The following is a 14,493-nucleotide window of genomic DNA, read 5'->3' as shown; positions in this document are numbered from 1 at the left end:
AATCCTCTTTTTACAACCGTCTTTTCTAAATAATTTTTAAAGGGGCAAAAATCTAATGAAATTTAAAGCATTCTTTTTAACTATTACCATTCAAAAAAATAAATTTTCTGAATCTGAAATACTTCATGAACGACAAATTAATCAGGATATGGATCATGTAAAGGAAAGACAAAGTCATTACTGTAGTCATCTGTAATTCCGATTTGAAAGGAGGAATTCACTTATGAAGTTTCACCTTTTCTTTTTAACTATTACGATTCAAAAAGAAACGATGTCTCAAAATGAATTAAAACAAGAGCAACAATATAAACAAATTATTGATGAAATTCGTGATCGTAGAAGCAAATACTACACTCACCTATAATCGTTTAAATATAACAAATTGAAAGGAGTCGATTATGATGTTGATAGCACGGTGTAAAGAAATGATTTGGATAGTTCAGAGGGATTCCACATAGTCTTATAGGGATCATATCACACAGGCTTACCGTTGAATTTGATATGTAAAAAATATATATTAAAACTATATTAGTACACTTTTAAATATTAATTTACAAACAAAGATACACCACTTAAAAAGCGGTGTATCTTTGTCAACAATTACTATTTTCGATTATTTCGTTTCGTCTTAAACAATCTCACTAAGTTCGAAACAACCGTTTTTGTTACTGCATAAACTGGCACTGCTAAAATCATCCCGATAATTCCCGCAAAGTTACCTACCCCTAAAATTAAAATAATAATTGTTAACGGGTGGATATTTAATTTTGAACTCATAATACGCGGTGAAATAATATTACTTTCAAACTGCTGTACAATTGTTACGATAATTATTACGTACAATGCTTGCATCGGAGATACGAACAGACCTACAATGACAGCCGGTGCTGCACCGATAAATGGACCTAAGTTCGGAATTATATTTGTAAATGCTGCGATAATCCCTAAAACGAAAGCATACGGTAAACCGATAATTAAATAACCAGTAAATGTAAAGGCACCGATAAATAAACAAACGAGCGCTTGACCTTGAATATATGCAGATAATGTTTCGTTCGTTTCCTTTATGATACGAAGTCCTTCTTCTCGGTAAGACTCAGGTAATAGACTAACTGCTTTCCCTGGAAAGGCATGTCCATCTTTAAACATATAAAATAATATGAACGGTACTGTAAATATAACTAACGCAACATTCGTGATGATACCAAATACAGCCGTTGCACTCGACGTAATTGTGTTTGGAATTTCCTTTAAAGATGCAATCGCATTTTTTTCAATTGTTTCAATGGAAACGTAGTTTTGTGTAGATATCCATTCAAAAAATCTATGATGGGATAACTCTTGTATGTATATTTTCCCCTCTTTTATATAAGTTGGCATATTTTTTACTAAATCCATTAACTGTTGTGAGATGGTTGGAACGACTACTCCAATAGCAACCCCACCTAATGTGATAATAAAAAGGTATAGTAGTAAAATCGCTAAATTTCTAGGAACTTTTTTATTCTCTAAAAAGACTAACAAAGGGTTAAATACAAAGTATAAAAATAACGCGATTAAAATAGGGAAAAATAATGTTGATATGAAGATACCAATTGGTTGAAATAGAAACGATATTTTTGTGCAAATAAATATAATCCCTACAACCATCAGCACTTCTAATGTCCAAAAGTGCACTTTCGATTTCAAAAAAACGTCCTCCTTTAAACTAGCACTTCTCTATATTGTACCAAAATAAACATGAATTTCACATAATATTTTCCTTAACAATATTCCAAAATGCCAATAAATACACTACAATGAGATTACATACAAATTTGCAGGTAAAGGTGATAAATATGACACAATGCATCATTTGCAGAAAAGATACGAAAGAACTTAGTGAACAATATGTCATCCCAGAAATATTATGTGGGTATTATTTCACAAACTCAATTTGTGATACTTGTCATGAACAAATGACAACAAATATTGATCGCCCTTTAATTAGGCATAAGTTAAGTCAATATAAGATTGAGCAAATGAAAAAACAAATCGACTCCCCCCTTTATACGAATGAACATGGTGAGGAACTTGCGGCGGCTGAGACAGATATTATTGAAGTAAGTGATGAAATACTTTATTCCAATGCATTAATTATGAAACTATGTAAAAAACATGATATTTCATTACATAATGAAATTTGGAAAGAAGAACGTGTAACGAAAGTAGCTAGCTCTATTCAACGTGAATTACTTTTAGATAACCGTAAATACAAAATGAGCGTATTAAAAATGGCTTATACTTTCGCTGTACAAACAATTGATGACTACTTTGAAGATCAAGATGCAATTGATATTTCTAACATTCTATCAAATGCCGATTTTATGGAATTGAAAGAAAAGAGCATTGTTCGTGACTTAAGTAAAAGTTCACTATGGAATACATTAAATACAAATAGTGAAAACCATTATTTTATTTTATTAAGCGATAAAGACGGGCTGTTCTGTTTCATTCGTCTATTTGATATCTTTGACGTTGTCGTTCATTTATCAGAAAAGCGATATGAACTTCCATCACCCATTGTCGGCGTAAATAACGTAAATACGCAGGAATTTTATGTCCAAAGTTTAAAACAATATATGGACGGGCTATTTAAAGAAAAAACACCTTCTATATAATCAGAATGAGAACATATGGTCTCCTTTCTTGATGAAAAGACACTGTGTTATAATGATTATGAAAAGAACAATACAATCACATAATCTAATTAAAAATTGTATATAAATAAAAAAGACTAGTGTGCGGCTACACACTAGTCCACGTAACTTAGCAGATTGGATTGTTCATTTATCCTATTTGTTTCTTACAAACAAAACAACCCACATTCTATAGGCATAGGTGGGTTGTTATTTTTTGAGCTTGTCAATTAAGACGACAATAAACGTTAACAATGCAACGAGAAACAGTCCACCTTGCAGTAACAACGTAATTTCACTCATGTATTATCACCCCCCTCCTACTTTGGAGAAGTGATAATTGAACAACCAACCGTACCATAAGTTACCTCTTAATTTTACCATATTTATTAATTGTTTACGATGAAAACCCGTAAGCTTAATAACTTGCGAGTTTTTTTGTTTGAACATCTTGACTGTTGTTTATTTGAAAACTATTTTTTTACGGTCCTTAATCCACTGTAACCAATAAGAAAACTCACATGCCAAATGCATTTGATGCGATTTAATAAGGCTATTAGGACAAAGTGCCGGGAACTCTACAACTAGACTTACTTTTATGCCAGTATCTGTATCTTTAAATTGATGCCGGACTCCACCAATAATAGTACCGTCTTTCATACGTGCAACACCTGTTGAATGGTATGGATAAGACTTATCTCTAGGTGTTTTCACTCCCGTTTCGTCACCAAAAACAATAAAAAATTGAACCGGAAACGGAGAATTACCAGTAGTTTCAATAACTTCTAATTCATTTTCCCCAAAGGGTCTTAGTACATAGTGATCCGGACAAGCTGATAAATTCACTTGATCATTTTCACGTGATTGTTCAAGCATAAAACTATCAATTCCATTTATCGCTTCTTCTGCCGTAATCCCGTCTAAATAAATACTTGTTTTTGAAAATTTTCGTCTATCGCCAGATAAAACAGTACAAATACGCATACCCATTTCACTTAATTTAAGTTTAGATTTCAACTTATCATACATTTCATTGTATGAATAATTTAACTTTCGTTCCGTTAGTTTTTTCATCATAACGTCTGTATCATTTATTTTAGCCTCTTTATGTCCTAATGTATGTAATACTTTTTTAATACGTACTCTTTTCCACTTTGTAAGTTGCTCTTGTGAAATATTTTTTTCATCGATAATAATCTTCATATACATTCTCCTTCCTTTGGATCGTATCGTAGTGTAGTTAATACTAAATTAACCATTTCTTGCTTCGTATCTAGATTCAACTTCAATTCTGAATGAGCAATACTGCTAAGACCGTATAAAATAAATCCTGAAGCTAATAATGAGTTATTAGTATTAAAAACCCCTGTTTTTACCCCTTCTTCAATTACTTGTCGAATTAATGGTTGCATTCGCGCGAATAATTTCTGTTCCAGTTGAAAATGTTGTTCCGTCTGAAAAGAACTCATATTTTTATAGGGTACTAATTTTTCAATAAATGTCCAAAATATATTTAGAGAATCCTTCATCTTTTGCATGACAGACCGTTCATTAGAAACAAGTATTTCTTCAATTAACTCCATATTTTTCACAATAAAGTCATTTAAAACTTCATCAACAAAATTCTCTTTAGACTTGAAGTAATAGTAAAATAAGCCTGTTGCTACACCAGCCTGACTAACAACATCTTTTATGCTAAATCCTTTCATACCATTATTCATATATAGTTCAAAGCCAATATCCATTAACTCTTGGCGTCTTACATCTGGTTCTTTTGATATTCTTTTCATACTTCATCTCCTACTATGTTTTTATCACGACTGAATCTGATTCAATCATAATTGACTGAACTATATTCAGTCAACCTTGGTTGTTAAATTTAACAATCCATTTAGAAACTAAACAACAAAATTTCTACAAAAAAGAGTAATCTCAAAAAAATAACTTAAGACTACTCAATTTCATTACACACATATTTTCTTTTCAAATCGATTAAACTTTATTTTAGCCGCACCATTTCTGTCTCTCCAATCATTTGAGGAAGCGACTTTTTAATTATTTCCTTTAATACATAAAGAGCTTCAGCCACATAACCATCTTCAAAACTCTCTAAGGGCTCAGGTAATTCATCTTCATCTAAAATAAAGTATTCTCCGCTTGGAAGTACCAGAATATCAATAATTAAGTCTTCAAATAACACTAGTTCGTCTGTTATTTGCGTATTTTTTACAACATTAAAATAAGAGCCTACATACATTCCATTCTTATCTCTCCATATGTATAAATTGTATGGACGATCTTCCCAATAGTATGCAATGGTGTAACTTCCTTTCGGTATTGTTAAACTCGAATCATGTGTAGTCATCGTAAATGAATATTGCACCTCATGAAATAACACGATACTTTGCGATTTCTTTTCAAGTATTAAACAATTGTGATCTACTATTGTCGAGTCATACCGAATTTTTCTTTCTATAATTTCACTTTTTGCTGTTCGTAATTTATTCATTATTTTGGTTCCCCTTATGCTAATTTTAGTCTTAATTATATCCATTTATATAGTGATGAAAAAGTGTTTGGTCCTCAATTACACAATAAAAACTCCCTCTTATTTTAGAAGGAGTTTTTCACTGTCCATGTTTCATATTTTTTCACTTCTAATGGAAGCTCATTTGTTCTCAGCCACTCTACTGCACTACATACAAGCGGAGATGCATTGTCATCTGTAATGCTTTCGATAGGAATCCATCTAGCCCCTAATGAATCTTGTTCTTCAAATTGTTCCAGTACTACGAATTCATCTTCGAACCTTTCAACACCGTAGAAAACTGCGATATGATGTACATGTGTGTACTCCTTGAATTTTGATGGGAATTGAAAATCAATTGTACCTATTTGTTTTACTACCGTTACATTTAGCCCGGTCTCTTCTTTAATCTCTCTATGAAGTCCAGCTAATAATGCTTCACCATCTTCTAAACTACCACCAGGTAGATCATACCGATTTCTATATGGACCTCTAATTTTATCGATTACTAATATGTTATTGTTTTCGATACAAATACCGTACACACCAAACGCAAGATGAAAATTAGTAGCATTATTCATGGTTCAATTTCTCCATTAACGCATCATAAAATTTTCTTTCCTCATCCACATTTAAGTGAACACGACTTACTGTTTTAGAAAATCCATATAACAATTGCGCTTTCACTGGCTCTTTTAGTTTTATTTCAAATGTTGGAGGTTCCTTAATAAATTCCAACACAGTTGCGTCAAGAACCTCTTCCTCTTTCTTTACAGGTTCTCCTTTATAAAACGTAATTTTATCAATTTGTGTAAATGGTATAATAATTTTCTTTCCTAATCCAATTTGAATAATTATTTTTTCTTCCGCAACAATAATTGGATTTTTACGCATAGCTTGTATTTCAGCTAAAAAATAAAACATTGCATATACGTTTAAAATAAGTAAAACCCATGCTATTACTGGATTCCATTGATGAAGCAAATAATGAAAACCGATACTTTCAATTACTGTTGCGTGGATAATCATAATATAAACACCTATAGCACCAGTCTTTTTATGATATGAGTACACAGATTCATCTTCTGGTACTTTTACACGCCACGATAAAAACGCATAATAGATTAACTTACACTCTGTTAAAATAACATCTACTAACGTACCTCTTTTCATAGTCGCATCAAACGCTGCATCAATTGCATAAGAAAATGAAGAATACTCTCTTTTATATTTTTTATATCTTTTTACTATGTTAGGAAGCATTCTAACAATTTTATATAAAAGGAATAATTCTAAGCATACAAATGCAATTTCTCCCGCAACTATAATATAAGAAACGTATGAAAAAGCTTGTAAATAGTCACTTGGAATAATAAACCTTGCAAATATATAACCAGCTATTACAACAGGAAATATATAGGTTAACGAATATCTCTTTCGAATAATTAAGAAATACGTGAGTACTGGAATTACAACTATACAATCTAACAAAGAACCAAGCACAACTTCTTTTGGAGCGGCTGGTACAATTGGAAGGGCATACACTAAATAGTTTGATAACATAATGAAAGATACGAGCCCCACCCAAATTCCTTTTCGCTTTCGCGATATGGATATGTTCATACGGTCACTCCTCTATTCAAAAACCTCGTTTAAACGGTCTTTATAAAATGAAATGGCACGTTCAAATTCTTTTACCTTTTCTACTTTTACGACAGTTTCTAGTAATAATTTCATTGCAGATTCATGATCGTTTACGTTATATTTTGCTAATGATAAAAACACTTTCATTGGATCGTTCTCTGGAAATTTCTTAACCCCAGCTTCTAATACTGTAATCGCCTTTTCATACTCACCTATACAACGATATGTACTACCAAGACCAATATAAGCACCGCAAAGTGATTCTCCTTCAAGGCCGTTTGCAATTGCCTGCTCATAATACGGCACAGCATCTATTTCAAGACCCATTACATCATGTATCCAAGCGCATTGATAAATCACTTCTGCATCCCTCGTAAAATGTGTTAATCCTATAAGTATTTCTCTGGACTGCGCATATTTCTTTTCGTCTCGGAGTTTAATAGCTTGCTTTAATAAATGTTCCATAGAACCCACTCCTTACCAATTATTCTCTGTATAGATCTTGATTGGTTTACACTTCACATTTGATTAAAGTCTCGCTCATTTATATACTATGCGGATTCATACTTATCTAAAAACCAAATTTTACAAGGCAGTAATACGATTACATAATATCTCTAAGCTTTTGACAATTTCTATCGCTGTTTCATCTTTCCCATTACATAACTTACCTTTACCATCTTGTCCAATGACGTAGTGCACCGCCCCGCGCGAATATAAAGAATGTGGTGAATTTGCAATCATTACATTCGCCTTTGCTTCTTTCATTCTATTTTTCGCTCTTTCAAACAATTCTTCCTCATTTAGATCACTTTCAAGTTTAAAACCAACGAGTACTGTTTCTGGGTCCCACTCTTTAATTTGTTTTAATACTTTCGGTGCCTTTTTGAAATGTATAATAGGCGCTATATCACTTGAGATTTTCCCATTCATATCAAGAACATTCCCATCTTGATCACAAATCTTGTCCACAATCCAATCGGATCCAGCTGCTGCCATAATAACCGCATCAACTTTTTCATGCGTAATAATACTCTTCATTTTATCTTGTAAATCAATTATTCCTTCAAATGGATGTAGCTCTAACCCTCTATGTACATCGCTCGGTTTCTCCGCAAAATAACCATGTAAATATATAACGTGTGCCCCTTTTGCTATAAGTTCTTCCGCGATTATCCTTCCGATTGTTCCTTTTGCCATATTTGTATGTCCGCGTACTTCATCCCATTTTTCTAAACAACCACCGCTCGTAATTAATACTTTTTTCCCCTTCATCGCAATCATCCCTTACTGATTTTTCTTACGAAACCATTCTGTTCCAAAGTCAACTATATCACGTTGCTTCATAATACGGCACGTTGCATTACCTATTTTTCCATTTGTTACAGTTCCTTTTTGCTCAAACTGTACACCGATTTCTACAAACGTTTCAGAATCGTAATCCATATCAACAAATTCTTTCCATACTCTTTCACCGTTTTCTAAAATTGGTGCTCCTACTTGTATTAACTCACGTGCACCAGAACGTACTTCAGATATATGTACAGACGTATTAGAATCATGGCCAACACCAATTAATAATATGTATCCATCTAAATCGTATATTTTTCTTAATGGTGATTCCTCTCCAAAGCTCATTGATAGTGAATGATCCCTGACTATTCCCTCTGCATGCTTTCCCCATGCAGCAAAACTTCCTAATGGATGATTGCTGCGCACTACATTCGGATATGTACGGAAACATTCAACTATTTCACCCATTCCTCTTGTTGGTGTTATGCGTGGATCAAATGCTGGGACATTATCACGGATAATCTGCCACCAGTCTTCAGGTACAGGCGGTCTTGACCAATGTTTCGGATCGGATAAATCTGAAGATTGCGTTGGCATAATTATTGTTCCTTCTTTTGTAACGACTTTCATTAACGCTTCTACTACCGCAACCGCTCCACCAGAAATCCAACCGATTGAACTTAATGATGAATGAACGATAATTGTCATTCCTTTTCGGACTCCTAATGCCTTTAAATCTTTCGTAATGGATTCAATTGTATTCGGAAATTGTGTATTTGCTACTATTTCATTTATTTTCATAACGGTTCCCCCACTAACCCTATATATTAAAATTTAAACTTATACATAAATATATTATCATATTTTTCTTAATTTTTAACTTAATCATTTTTCATATCTATAAAAATGGTAATATTAGCATGTGGGATATAGTTAAATTGTGTTTACACTAACAAAAGAAGGTGAAGGTTTTACATCACAGTAATTATAAGCTTTCATTCCAATCTATATTTTATACATAGACGAAAGAGCTCATCACAAATGATGAGCTCTTTGTGTGCTTTACCCTTCAATTGTAACCCCAGTAAACATTGATAAGTTTCCCGTTATTTTCTCGCCTACACGTAAAAATAAACCTGCTGCTCTTCCGCTTATACAATGCGAGCCGATTAGTAATTTACCAGTATACGGACCATCCCAAGTGTCAATTGTATAATCGGGCATTTCTATATATTGCTGGTATACTTTCCGTTGTTCAAAGTAATACTCTGTTTTATCTTCAGCTAGCAGTTCATCATTTTCGTATATAGATACTCCGCCACCTTCTCGGCCATATAATGGTTTGGAAACATACGATTCATTTCTTTCTAAAAATGGTTTATTCGTAAAATATGTTGGTAGGAAATATTTTTGAATGACGTTTCGCTCTTCTGCTCCAAAGAAAACCTCTTCTTCGTACAACTTCCAAATTAAAGCGAGTACACTTTTATTTTGCATAACAAATGCAGCTGGTGGATTAATAATTCGTACTCTTCCTTGCGCGATATGATTTAAAAATTGTAAACCAATCCTTTTTCCATTCTTATCGACGTCCGATACTAAATACTCTATCGGATACAGTCTATATAAATATTTAATCTTTTCTCCGTCTGGCATATATATGCCATCATCTGCAACGACGATATCTTGAATTCCCACATATTCGGTGGGCTGATTTAAGCAATAACTTCTCAAAAATTGAACTGTTTGACGGTCTTCATCGTGCCAATCGTAACTTGTAAAATATATTGTCTCTTCAGGCCCTATATTATAATCATGCTTAATTTGTTCCCACGCCTGCACAATATGCTCTTCAATATGATTTGGATGATTTACATCATGATAACGACACAACACTTCATTTGCGACAGACGGTTCTAAATATCCTGTTGGTGTATCACAATTTACTTCTATTAATTTAATATCATCACCATTTACGATAAAATCAAACCTTGTAAAATATGAAAACAAACCAGTATGCTTCATTCTCGCAATTTCCCACGTTTCGGGCGGAAATCCAAGTTTTTGAAAATCTTCTGTCGTATTTACAATAAATTGATATGTTCTATATAACACATACATAATTTCTTCTGTCGCTTTAGAAATAGCGGTATATGTGTTTGCCGGCATGCGATACATCCCTGTTGCCATATATTGATTCCACTCTTCCTTCTCTAACAGACTCGGCCACGTAAATCCATTTCGGCCAGCCTCTTCCGCAAGTGAAAACCATATTTTCATATACTCTTTCTGCTCTTGTTCTGTATACATGATCCTATTTTCCTTTCGTGTTATGATCCGGCTGGCGCTTTTGCGTTCCCAATTCCACTTGAACCAGAATTTACTTTTGGCGTTTGTGTCGTAGATGATTTTGGCGTATTTGTATCTGGCGTCACTTTATTTGTTGTATTTGGAGGTTGCTTATTTAAATCAACTTTATTTGAAGAGTTGCTGTTACTGTTAGTGCCGCCGTAATTTCCTCCGCCACCGCTACCACCAGTTCTCCTTTCATCTTTTTCACGATAAGGAATAACATTGCTTGTGTATGGTTTCTTCATTACATTTGGTTTCACTGTATAATTCATATTTGAGGCTCTGTTTGCTAATAAATATCCTGCTACGAATGGAAGTATCGGTAAATGTGAGTTTTCGTGATACGATGAAAATGATGGATTAATTTCCTGACATAACTCATCTTTTTCTACATTTTCCGTTGTTGGAGTTTTATCGTCACAATTTAGTGTTCCTTGTTCATTCCCTTGCTTCGCATCATCTGTTTTAACAGCAGTACTTTCTTTCTGTACAGTCTCTTCTTCATAATCACCACAGCCCGTTAATAAAAATGATGATACTCCTATAGAAGCAGCGACTTTTATAAATTTTCTTTTATCCATTCTCATGTGTTATACACCTAATTTCTGTTATCTATATTTTTCCAGATACCTTTATTATATAATGTAAATATTACTTTTTTCAAACTAAACCCTATATGCACATTTGCATATTTTATACTATTTTTCTAAATAACAATGAAACCTTTCAATCCCCGGATATCTTTCTCCTAAACTTTTAACCTGAAAACCAATTTTCTTATAAAATTCTACTACCTCATCGTCTGTCTCTGCCTCGACATAAGTCAATTGATGCATTCTTACTACTTCTCTTATCATTCGCAACGCAATTCCTTGATGACGATATTTTGGCATGACAGCAATGTGACATATTCTCGCTTTCATTGATCCGATAACTTCAATACCTATACAAGCTTTTTCTTCGTATTTATATAATGTCCCTTCACTTCCTTGATAAAATAATACTGCTTTCTTTAAGCTTATTTCATTTGGACCGACGGCATACTTTAGTACATTAAAAATTATATCTTTTTCAATTTGTTCAACACGCTGTAAATTCATACTCATATCCCTTTCTATGAAAAAAGATTAGCTCTTTATAAAAAGAGCTAATCTCTCTACGCTGTTATCTTTTCTTCTTTCTTCACAACGACCGCTACATAACTATGTAGTATCATTCCAACTATAACGAGGCTCATGCCGATCCAAGATAAAGATGACGGAATTGGGGCAGATAACCAAATGAGCTCTCCTACTAGTGCAAATAAAACTTCACCAGACTGCGTTGCTTCCACTGTTGCTAGTTTTTGCGGATCATCTTTCACAAGATCTGTCGCAAAGAAAAATAGTACTGTCGCGATTAAACCAGAACTAACTGCTACAATAAAACATTGGAACACTTGACTACTTGATGGTAACCCACCTGTTGATACTTCGTAACCAGATAATAAAAACCAAAATGGTAAACTTGCCAATGTCATACCGAGAACTCGCTGGAATACATCTAACTCCCCTTTACAAACTTGCATCATTTTTCGATTTCCAAGAGGATACGCAAACGCTGCAATAAGTACAGGAACGACACATAAAATGGTTTCACGAATGCCTAAAGAAGAAGCATGTTCTACTTGCATAAGCACAACACCACATAAAATAATGCCTGACATTACTAACTCCTTCATTGGAAGTTTTTTATGTAATGGGTCTACCGCAAAAAAGGGTGTTAATAAAATACCAGCGACGATCGTTATTTGCCATGTTGATGCAACAAGCCAACCTGGTCCGAACGCTCCAGCAAAACTAAGCGGTGCATAAAAGAGGCCAAATCCAACAATACTCCATACTAACCATTCTTTCGGATTCTTTTTCATATATTGAAAGAGTTGCTTTAAGTTCCCTCTATACATGACAATAAGTAAAAGCATTGGAACCATAAAGTAATACCGTAATGATGCACTCCAAATCCAGCTTCCACCCTCTAAATCCATCGCCCGGTTTAAAACGAAGGTAAAGGCAAAGAAAAATGATGCCAAAATTCCTACTGCAATAGCTTTCATTATAAAACCCCTTGTTTAGTTTCTTCTTAATACTATACAAAAAATGAATATAATTAAAATTCTCATTTTTTAAATTGGATGTAATATAATAAACTTCTTCCCTTAAAGAAACAGTACCATATATTGATCGTCACTATAAACACCATTTATCTTTAAAGCATTTTTTTCTATACCGTACGTTTTAAATTCCATTGATTCATATAATCGTTTGGCTGGTTCGTTCGTTGATACCACGCCTAAATTCAATTGCTCTAACTTCATTTCTCTTGCCCTTTCAATAGCTTTACGTATTAAATCACGTGCAAGACCACTTCTTCGATTATCAGTATCTACATACATCGCAACGATATGTCCTTTATGCTTATATGCTTCCTTTTCTTCTGTTAATAAAGTAACAACCCCAACTAAGCAATTTTCTTTATTAAAAGCGCCAAATGTAAAACTACTGTTAGATGAAAGATTACTAGCAACTCGTTCAAGCGGATTTTCTTGACGCACTGCTTCTTCATAAGTCGTTACAAATGCTTCTGGATTTACTTGTAATGCTTGTAAACGTAACTCCCAATATTGCTTCGCATCCACCTTTGTAAGTAATCGAATCATTTTATCTTCCCCTTTTTATTTTACATAATATTTTTATATGCTACTAACTTTTGATTCATACTCTTCTTTTAATATACTGTAACGATAGCGATGAATGAACTTCCCCTGACGTAATCTATCATTTCTCATTAACCCTTCACAAACAAAACCAGCCTTTTCATAACTCTTTCTAGCTTGTGTATTATCCTCATCTACACGTAACCAAATTTTCTCCAATTCGAACTGAGAGAATCCGATTTGTAACATGCTATTTAGAGCTGCCATTCCAAATCCTTTTCCCCAATAGTCTTTATTTCCAATGGCAATTCCTAGTTCTGCATTTTTATTTGCTTTATCAAAGTTTTTAAGGTCTACCCATCCAATGTGTATACCGTTCTCGGTAACGATAGCTCTTTGTTCGTAACCATTTTCTCGATTTATACAAGCTTCAATCCATTTTTTCGTATCTTCACGTGTGAACGGAGGATATTGATCTGGTACGACTAAATGCTTTGTCACTTTTGTATCTAATGACCATTGATATCGATCTTCTATATCAGCTACTGTTAATTCTCTTAATTGAACGTATGGTACATTCATTGTGTTAACTCCTTTTTATTTTCCTATAGAAAACCCTTCGAACATTCGTCCTCCATACTGTTCTAACGTTTTTTCTACAAAAGTAATTAATTTTCTTTTTTCTCCCGTTGTATAAAAATGATCAAAAGCTGCTACAAATTGGTTTGCATATTGCTCATCATATCTTCTTAACACTCTAATAAACCATTTTGAATTTCCGAGCCACTTACCATTTACTCTTAATACATATTCATGTACTAAATCAGCTAACAAATTTGCAATAAACAATTCTTCTTCTCTTTTTGTAGCACCAATAAAGTCATCCAAAGTATCCGTAATAAAATACCGCTTCTGCTTCATCGTTTCTTCGGTCCATTTAGCTGGTCCTTTATTTATTAAATCATTCGCTTCTCTTTTTAATTTTTCAACAATTTCATTTTCCCCTTTTAATACGATCCCCTCTGAAACTAATTGTGGTAACGAAGGTCTCCCCCGATCGCAATCCATTTTAAAAAAGGTTTTATACGTTTCAAAATTATGTACGAACACTTCAACAGGCCATCCATTACTATAGAAAGATTCTCTATAACAAGATGACAAACTATCGTCTATTATTACAATATCAAGATCAGATGTTTTTGTTGCTTCCCCTCGTACAACACTTCCTCCGAGTAAAGCTACATCACAATTCGGGAATTGTGATGTAATTATGCTTTGTGCCGCTTCAATTGGTTTCATAGGCT

At 33.5% G+C, this 14,493-nt stretch carries 20 protein-coding genes; 3 read left to right on the top strand and 17 right to left on the bottom strand.

Going from position 1 to position 14,493, the window contains the following annotated elements; genetic code table 11:
- Window positions 1-55: 55 nt before the first annotated feature.
- Window positions 56-196: a YrzI family small protein gene (locus ACQKNI_RS02870; protein WP_098253498.1), complete on the top strand. Its 141-nt coding sequence runs from the start codon at window positions 56-58 to the stop codon at window positions 194-196.
- A gap of 27 nt (window positions 197-223) precedes the next feature.
- Entirely contained in the window at window positions 224-364 is a 141-nt protein-coding gene (locus ACQKNI_RS02865; RefSeq protein WP_088229391.1) for a YrzI family small protein, read from the top strand.
- Window positions 365-603: 239 nt separating this feature from the next.
- Here ACQKNI_RS02865 and ACQKNI_RS02860 read toward each other — a convergent pair whose 3' ends face one another.
- Window positions 604-1,689: an AI-2E family transporter gene (locus ACQKNI_RS02860; protein ID WP_088229392.1), complete on the bottom strand. Its 1,086-nt coding sequence runs from the start codon at window positions 1,687-1,689 to the stop codon at window positions 604-606.
- Window positions 1,690-1,838: 149 nt separating this feature from the next.
- On the opposite strand from ACQKNI_RS02860, the gene ACQKNI_RS02855 reads away from it, so the two are divergent.
- Window positions 1,839-2,660, top strand: a complete 822-nt coding sequence (locus ACQKNI_RS02855) for an HNH endonuclease (RefSeq protein ID WP_098253497.1) — start codon at window positions 1,839-1,841, stop codon at window positions 2,658-2,660.
- Window positions 2,661-2,888: 228 nt separating this feature from the next.
- On the opposite strand, the gene ACQKNI_RS02850 is transcribed toward ACQKNI_RS02855, so the two are convergent.
- From ACQKNI_RS02850 to ACQKNI_RS02775, 16 genes are all read right to left on the bottom strand, one after another.
- Window positions 2,889-2,981: a putative holin-like toxin gene (locus tag ACQKNI_RS02850; RefSeq protein ID WP_001290205.1), complete on the bottom strand. Its 93-nt coding sequence runs from the start codon at window positions 2,979-2,981 to the stop codon at window positions 2,889-2,891.
- A gap of 159 nt (window positions 2,982-3,140) precedes the next feature.
- Window positions 3,141-3,881 (bottom strand): hypothetical protein, encoded by a 741-nt coding sequence (locus ACQKNI_RS02845; protein ID WP_088229394.1) that lies wholly within the window; start codon window positions 3,879-3,881, stop codon window positions 3,141-3,143.
- Window positions 3,878-4,468: a TetR/AcrR family transcriptional regulator gene (locus tag ACQKNI_RS02840; RefSeq protein WP_088229395.1), complete on the bottom strand. Its 591-nt coding sequence runs from the start codon at window positions 4,466-4,468 to the stop codon at window positions 3,878-3,880. The genes ACQKNI_RS02845 and ACQKNI_RS02840 overlap by 4 nt, the downstream gene beginning before the upstream one ends.
- Window positions 4,469-4,677: 209 nt before the next feature.
- Entirely contained in the window at window positions 4,678-5,187 is a 510-nt protein-coding gene (locus tag ACQKNI_RS02835) for a DUF402 domain-containing protein (RefSeq protein WP_088229396.1), read from the bottom strand.
- Between the two features lie 104 nt (window positions 5,188-5,291).
- On the bottom strand, window positions 5,292-5,786 hold the full coding sequence (locus ACQKNI_RS02830; RefSeq protein ID WP_088229397.1) for an NUDIX hydrolase: 495 nt from the start codon (window positions 5,784-5,786) through the stop codon (window positions 5,292-5,294).
- The gene (locus ACQKNI_RS02825) at window positions 5,779-6,828 is read right to left on the bottom strand and encodes a hypothetical protein (RefSeq protein WP_088229398.1); all 1,050 of its coding nucleotides are present in this window, start codon (window positions 6,826-6,828) and stop codon (window positions 5,779-5,781) included. The genes ACQKNI_RS02830 and ACQKNI_RS02825 overlap by 8 nt, the downstream gene beginning before the upstream one ends.
- Before the next feature lie 12 nt (window positions 6,829-6,840).
- Entirely contained in the window at window positions 6,841-7,314 is a 474-nt protein-coding gene (locus ACQKNI_RS02820; RefSeq protein ID WP_140417267.1) for a tetratricopeptide repeat protein, read from the bottom strand.
- 120 nt (window positions 7,315-7,434) lie between these two features.
- The gene (locus ACQKNI_RS02815; RefSeq protein ID WP_088229400.1) at window positions 7,435-8,124 is read right to left on the bottom strand and encodes a phosphopantothenoylcysteine decarboxylase; all 690 of its coding nucleotides are present in this window, start codon (window positions 8,122-8,124) and stop codon (window positions 7,435-7,437) included.
- 12 nt (window positions 8,125-8,136) lie between these two features.
- The gene (locus ACQKNI_RS02810) at window positions 8,137-8,937 is read right to left on the bottom strand and encodes an aminoglycoside N(3)-acetyltransferase (protein WP_140417296.1); all 801 of its coding nucleotides are present in this window, start codon (window positions 8,935-8,937) and stop codon (window positions 8,137-8,139) included.
- Window positions 8,938-9,204: 267 nt separating this feature from the next.
- Entirely contained in the window at window positions 9,205-10,452 is a 1,248-nt protein-coding gene (locus tag ACQKNI_RS02805; RefSeq protein ID WP_088229402.1) for a glutathionylspermidine synthase family protein, read from the bottom strand.
- A 20-nt stretch (window positions 10,453-10,472) separates the two neighbouring features.
- Window positions 10,473-11,081 carry a hypothetical protein gene (locus tag ACQKNI_RS02800; RefSeq protein WP_088229403.1) on the bottom strand — a complete coding sequence of 203 codons (609 nt, stop codon included), beginning with the start codon at window positions 11,079-11,081 and terminating at the stop codon, window positions 10,473-10,475.
- Between the two features lie 111 nt (window positions 11,082-11,192).
- The gene (locus tag ACQKNI_RS02795; RefSeq protein WP_088229404.1) at window positions 11,193-11,594 is read right to left on the bottom strand and encodes a GNAT family N-acetyltransferase; all 402 of its coding nucleotides are present in this window, start codon (window positions 11,592-11,594) and stop codon (window positions 11,193-11,195) included.
- Window positions 11,595-11,650: 56 nt separating this feature from the next.
- Window positions 11,651-12,589, bottom strand: a complete 939-nt coding sequence (locus tag ACQKNI_RS02790) for a DMT family transporter (RefSeq protein ID WP_088229405.1) — start codon at window positions 12,587-12,589, stop codon at window positions 11,651-11,653.
- A 102-nt stretch (window positions 12,590-12,691) separates the two neighbouring features.
- Entirely contained in the window at window positions 12,692-13,192 is a 501-nt protein-coding gene (locus tag ACQKNI_RS02785; RefSeq protein ID WP_088229406.1) for a GNAT family N-acetyltransferase, read from the bottom strand.
- Between the two features lie 33 nt (window positions 13,193-13,225).
- Window positions 13,226-13,771 (bottom strand): GNAT family N-acetyltransferase, encoded by a 546-nt coding sequence (locus tag ACQKNI_RS02780; protein ID WP_088229407.1) that lies wholly within the window; start codon window positions 13,769-13,771, stop codon window positions 13,226-13,228.
- 15 nt (window positions 13,772-13,786) lie between these two features.
- Window positions 13,787-14,488 carry a nucleotidyltransferase domain-containing protein gene (locus ACQKNI_RS02775; protein ID WP_098840981.1) on the bottom strand — a complete coding sequence of 234 codons (702 nt, stop codon included), beginning with the start codon at window positions 14,486-14,488 and terminating at the stop codon, window positions 13,787-13,789.
- Window positions 14,489-14,493: the final 5 nt, after the last annotated feature.

The organism is Bacillus sp. NPDC094064 (assembly GCF_050279585.1).
In the GTDB taxonomy this organism is placed as follows: Bacteria; Bacillota; Bacilli; order Bacillales; family Bacillaceae_G; genus Bacillus_A.
This window is presented reverse-complemented; position numbering and strand designations above follow the sequence as displayed.

Excerpts from the sequence above, each read along its gene's own strand:
- ACQKNI_RS02870 (WP_098253498.1), top strand. The coding sequence starts at position 56 with ATGAAATTTAAAGCATTCTTTTTAACTATTACCATTCAAAAAAATAAA.
- ACQKNI_RS02865 (WP_088229391.1), top strand. The coding sequence starts at position 224 with ATGAAGTTTCACCTTTTCTTTTTAACTATTACGATTCAAAAAGAAACG.
- ACQKNI_RS02855 (WP_098253497.1), top strand. The coding sequence starts at position 1,839 with ATGACACAATGCATCATTTGCAGAAAAGATACGAAAGAACTTAGTGAA.
- ACQKNI_RS02850 (WP_001290205.1), bottom strand. The coding sequence starts at position 2,981 with ATGAGTGAAATTACGTTGTTACTGCAAGGTGGACTGTTTCTCGTTGCA.
- ACQKNI_RS02845 (WP_088229394.1), bottom strand. The coding sequence starts at position 3,881 with ATGAAGATTATTATCGATGAAAAAAATATTTCACAAGAGCAACTTACA.
- ACQKNI_RS02840 (WP_088229395.1), bottom strand. The coding sequence starts at position 4,468 with ATGAAAAGAATATCAAAAGAACCAGATGTAAGACGCCAAGAGTTAATG.
- ACQKNI_RS02835 (WP_088229396.1), bottom strand. The coding sequence starts at position 5,187 with ATGAATAAATTACGAACAGCAAAAAGTGAAATTATAGAAAGAAAAATT.
- ACQKNI_RS02830 (WP_088229397.1), bottom strand. The coding sequence starts at position 5,786 with ATGAATAATGCTACTAATTTTCATCTTGCGTTTGGTGTGTACGGTATT.
- ACQKNI_RS02825 (WP_088229398.1), bottom strand. The coding sequence starts at position 6,828 with ATGAACATATCCATATCGCGAAAGCGAAAAGGAATTTGGGTGGGGCTC.
- ACQKNI_RS02820 (WP_140417267.1), bottom strand. The coding sequence starts at position 7,314 with ATGGAACATTTATTAAAGCAAGCTATTAAACTCCGAGACGAAAAGAAA.
- ACQKNI_RS02815 (WP_088229400.1), bottom strand. The coding sequence starts at position 8,124 with ATGAAGGGGAAAAAAGTATTAATTACGAGCGGTGGTTGTTTAGAAAAA.
- ACQKNI_RS02805 (WP_088229402.1), bottom strand. The coding sequence starts at position 10,452 with ATGTATACAGAACAAGAGCAGAAAGAGTATATGAAAATATGGTTTTCA.
- ACQKNI_RS02800 (WP_088229403.1), bottom strand. The coding sequence starts at position 11,081 with ATGAGAATGGATAAAAGAAAATTTATAAAAGTCGCTGCTTCTATAGGA.
- ACQKNI_RS02795 (WP_088229404.1), bottom strand. The coding sequence starts at position 11,594 with ATGAATTTACAGCGTGTTGAACAAATTGAAAAAGATATAATTTTTAAT.
- ACQKNI_RS02790 (WP_088229405.1), bottom strand. The coding sequence starts at position 12,589 with ATGAAAGCTATTGCAGTAGGAATTTTGGCATCATTTTTCTTTGCCTTT.
- ACQKNI_RS02785 (WP_088229406.1), bottom strand. The coding sequence starts at position 13,192 with ATGATTCGATTACTTACAAAGGTGGATGCGAAGCAATATTGGGAGTTA.
- ACQKNI_RS02780 (WP_088229407.1), bottom strand. The coding sequence starts at position 13,771 with ATGAATGTACCATACGTTCAATTAAGAGAATTAACAGTAGCTGATATA.
- ACQKNI_RS02775 (WP_098840981.1), bottom strand. The coding sequence starts at position 14,488 with ATGAAACCAATTGAAGCGGCACAAAGCATAATTACATCACAATTCCCG.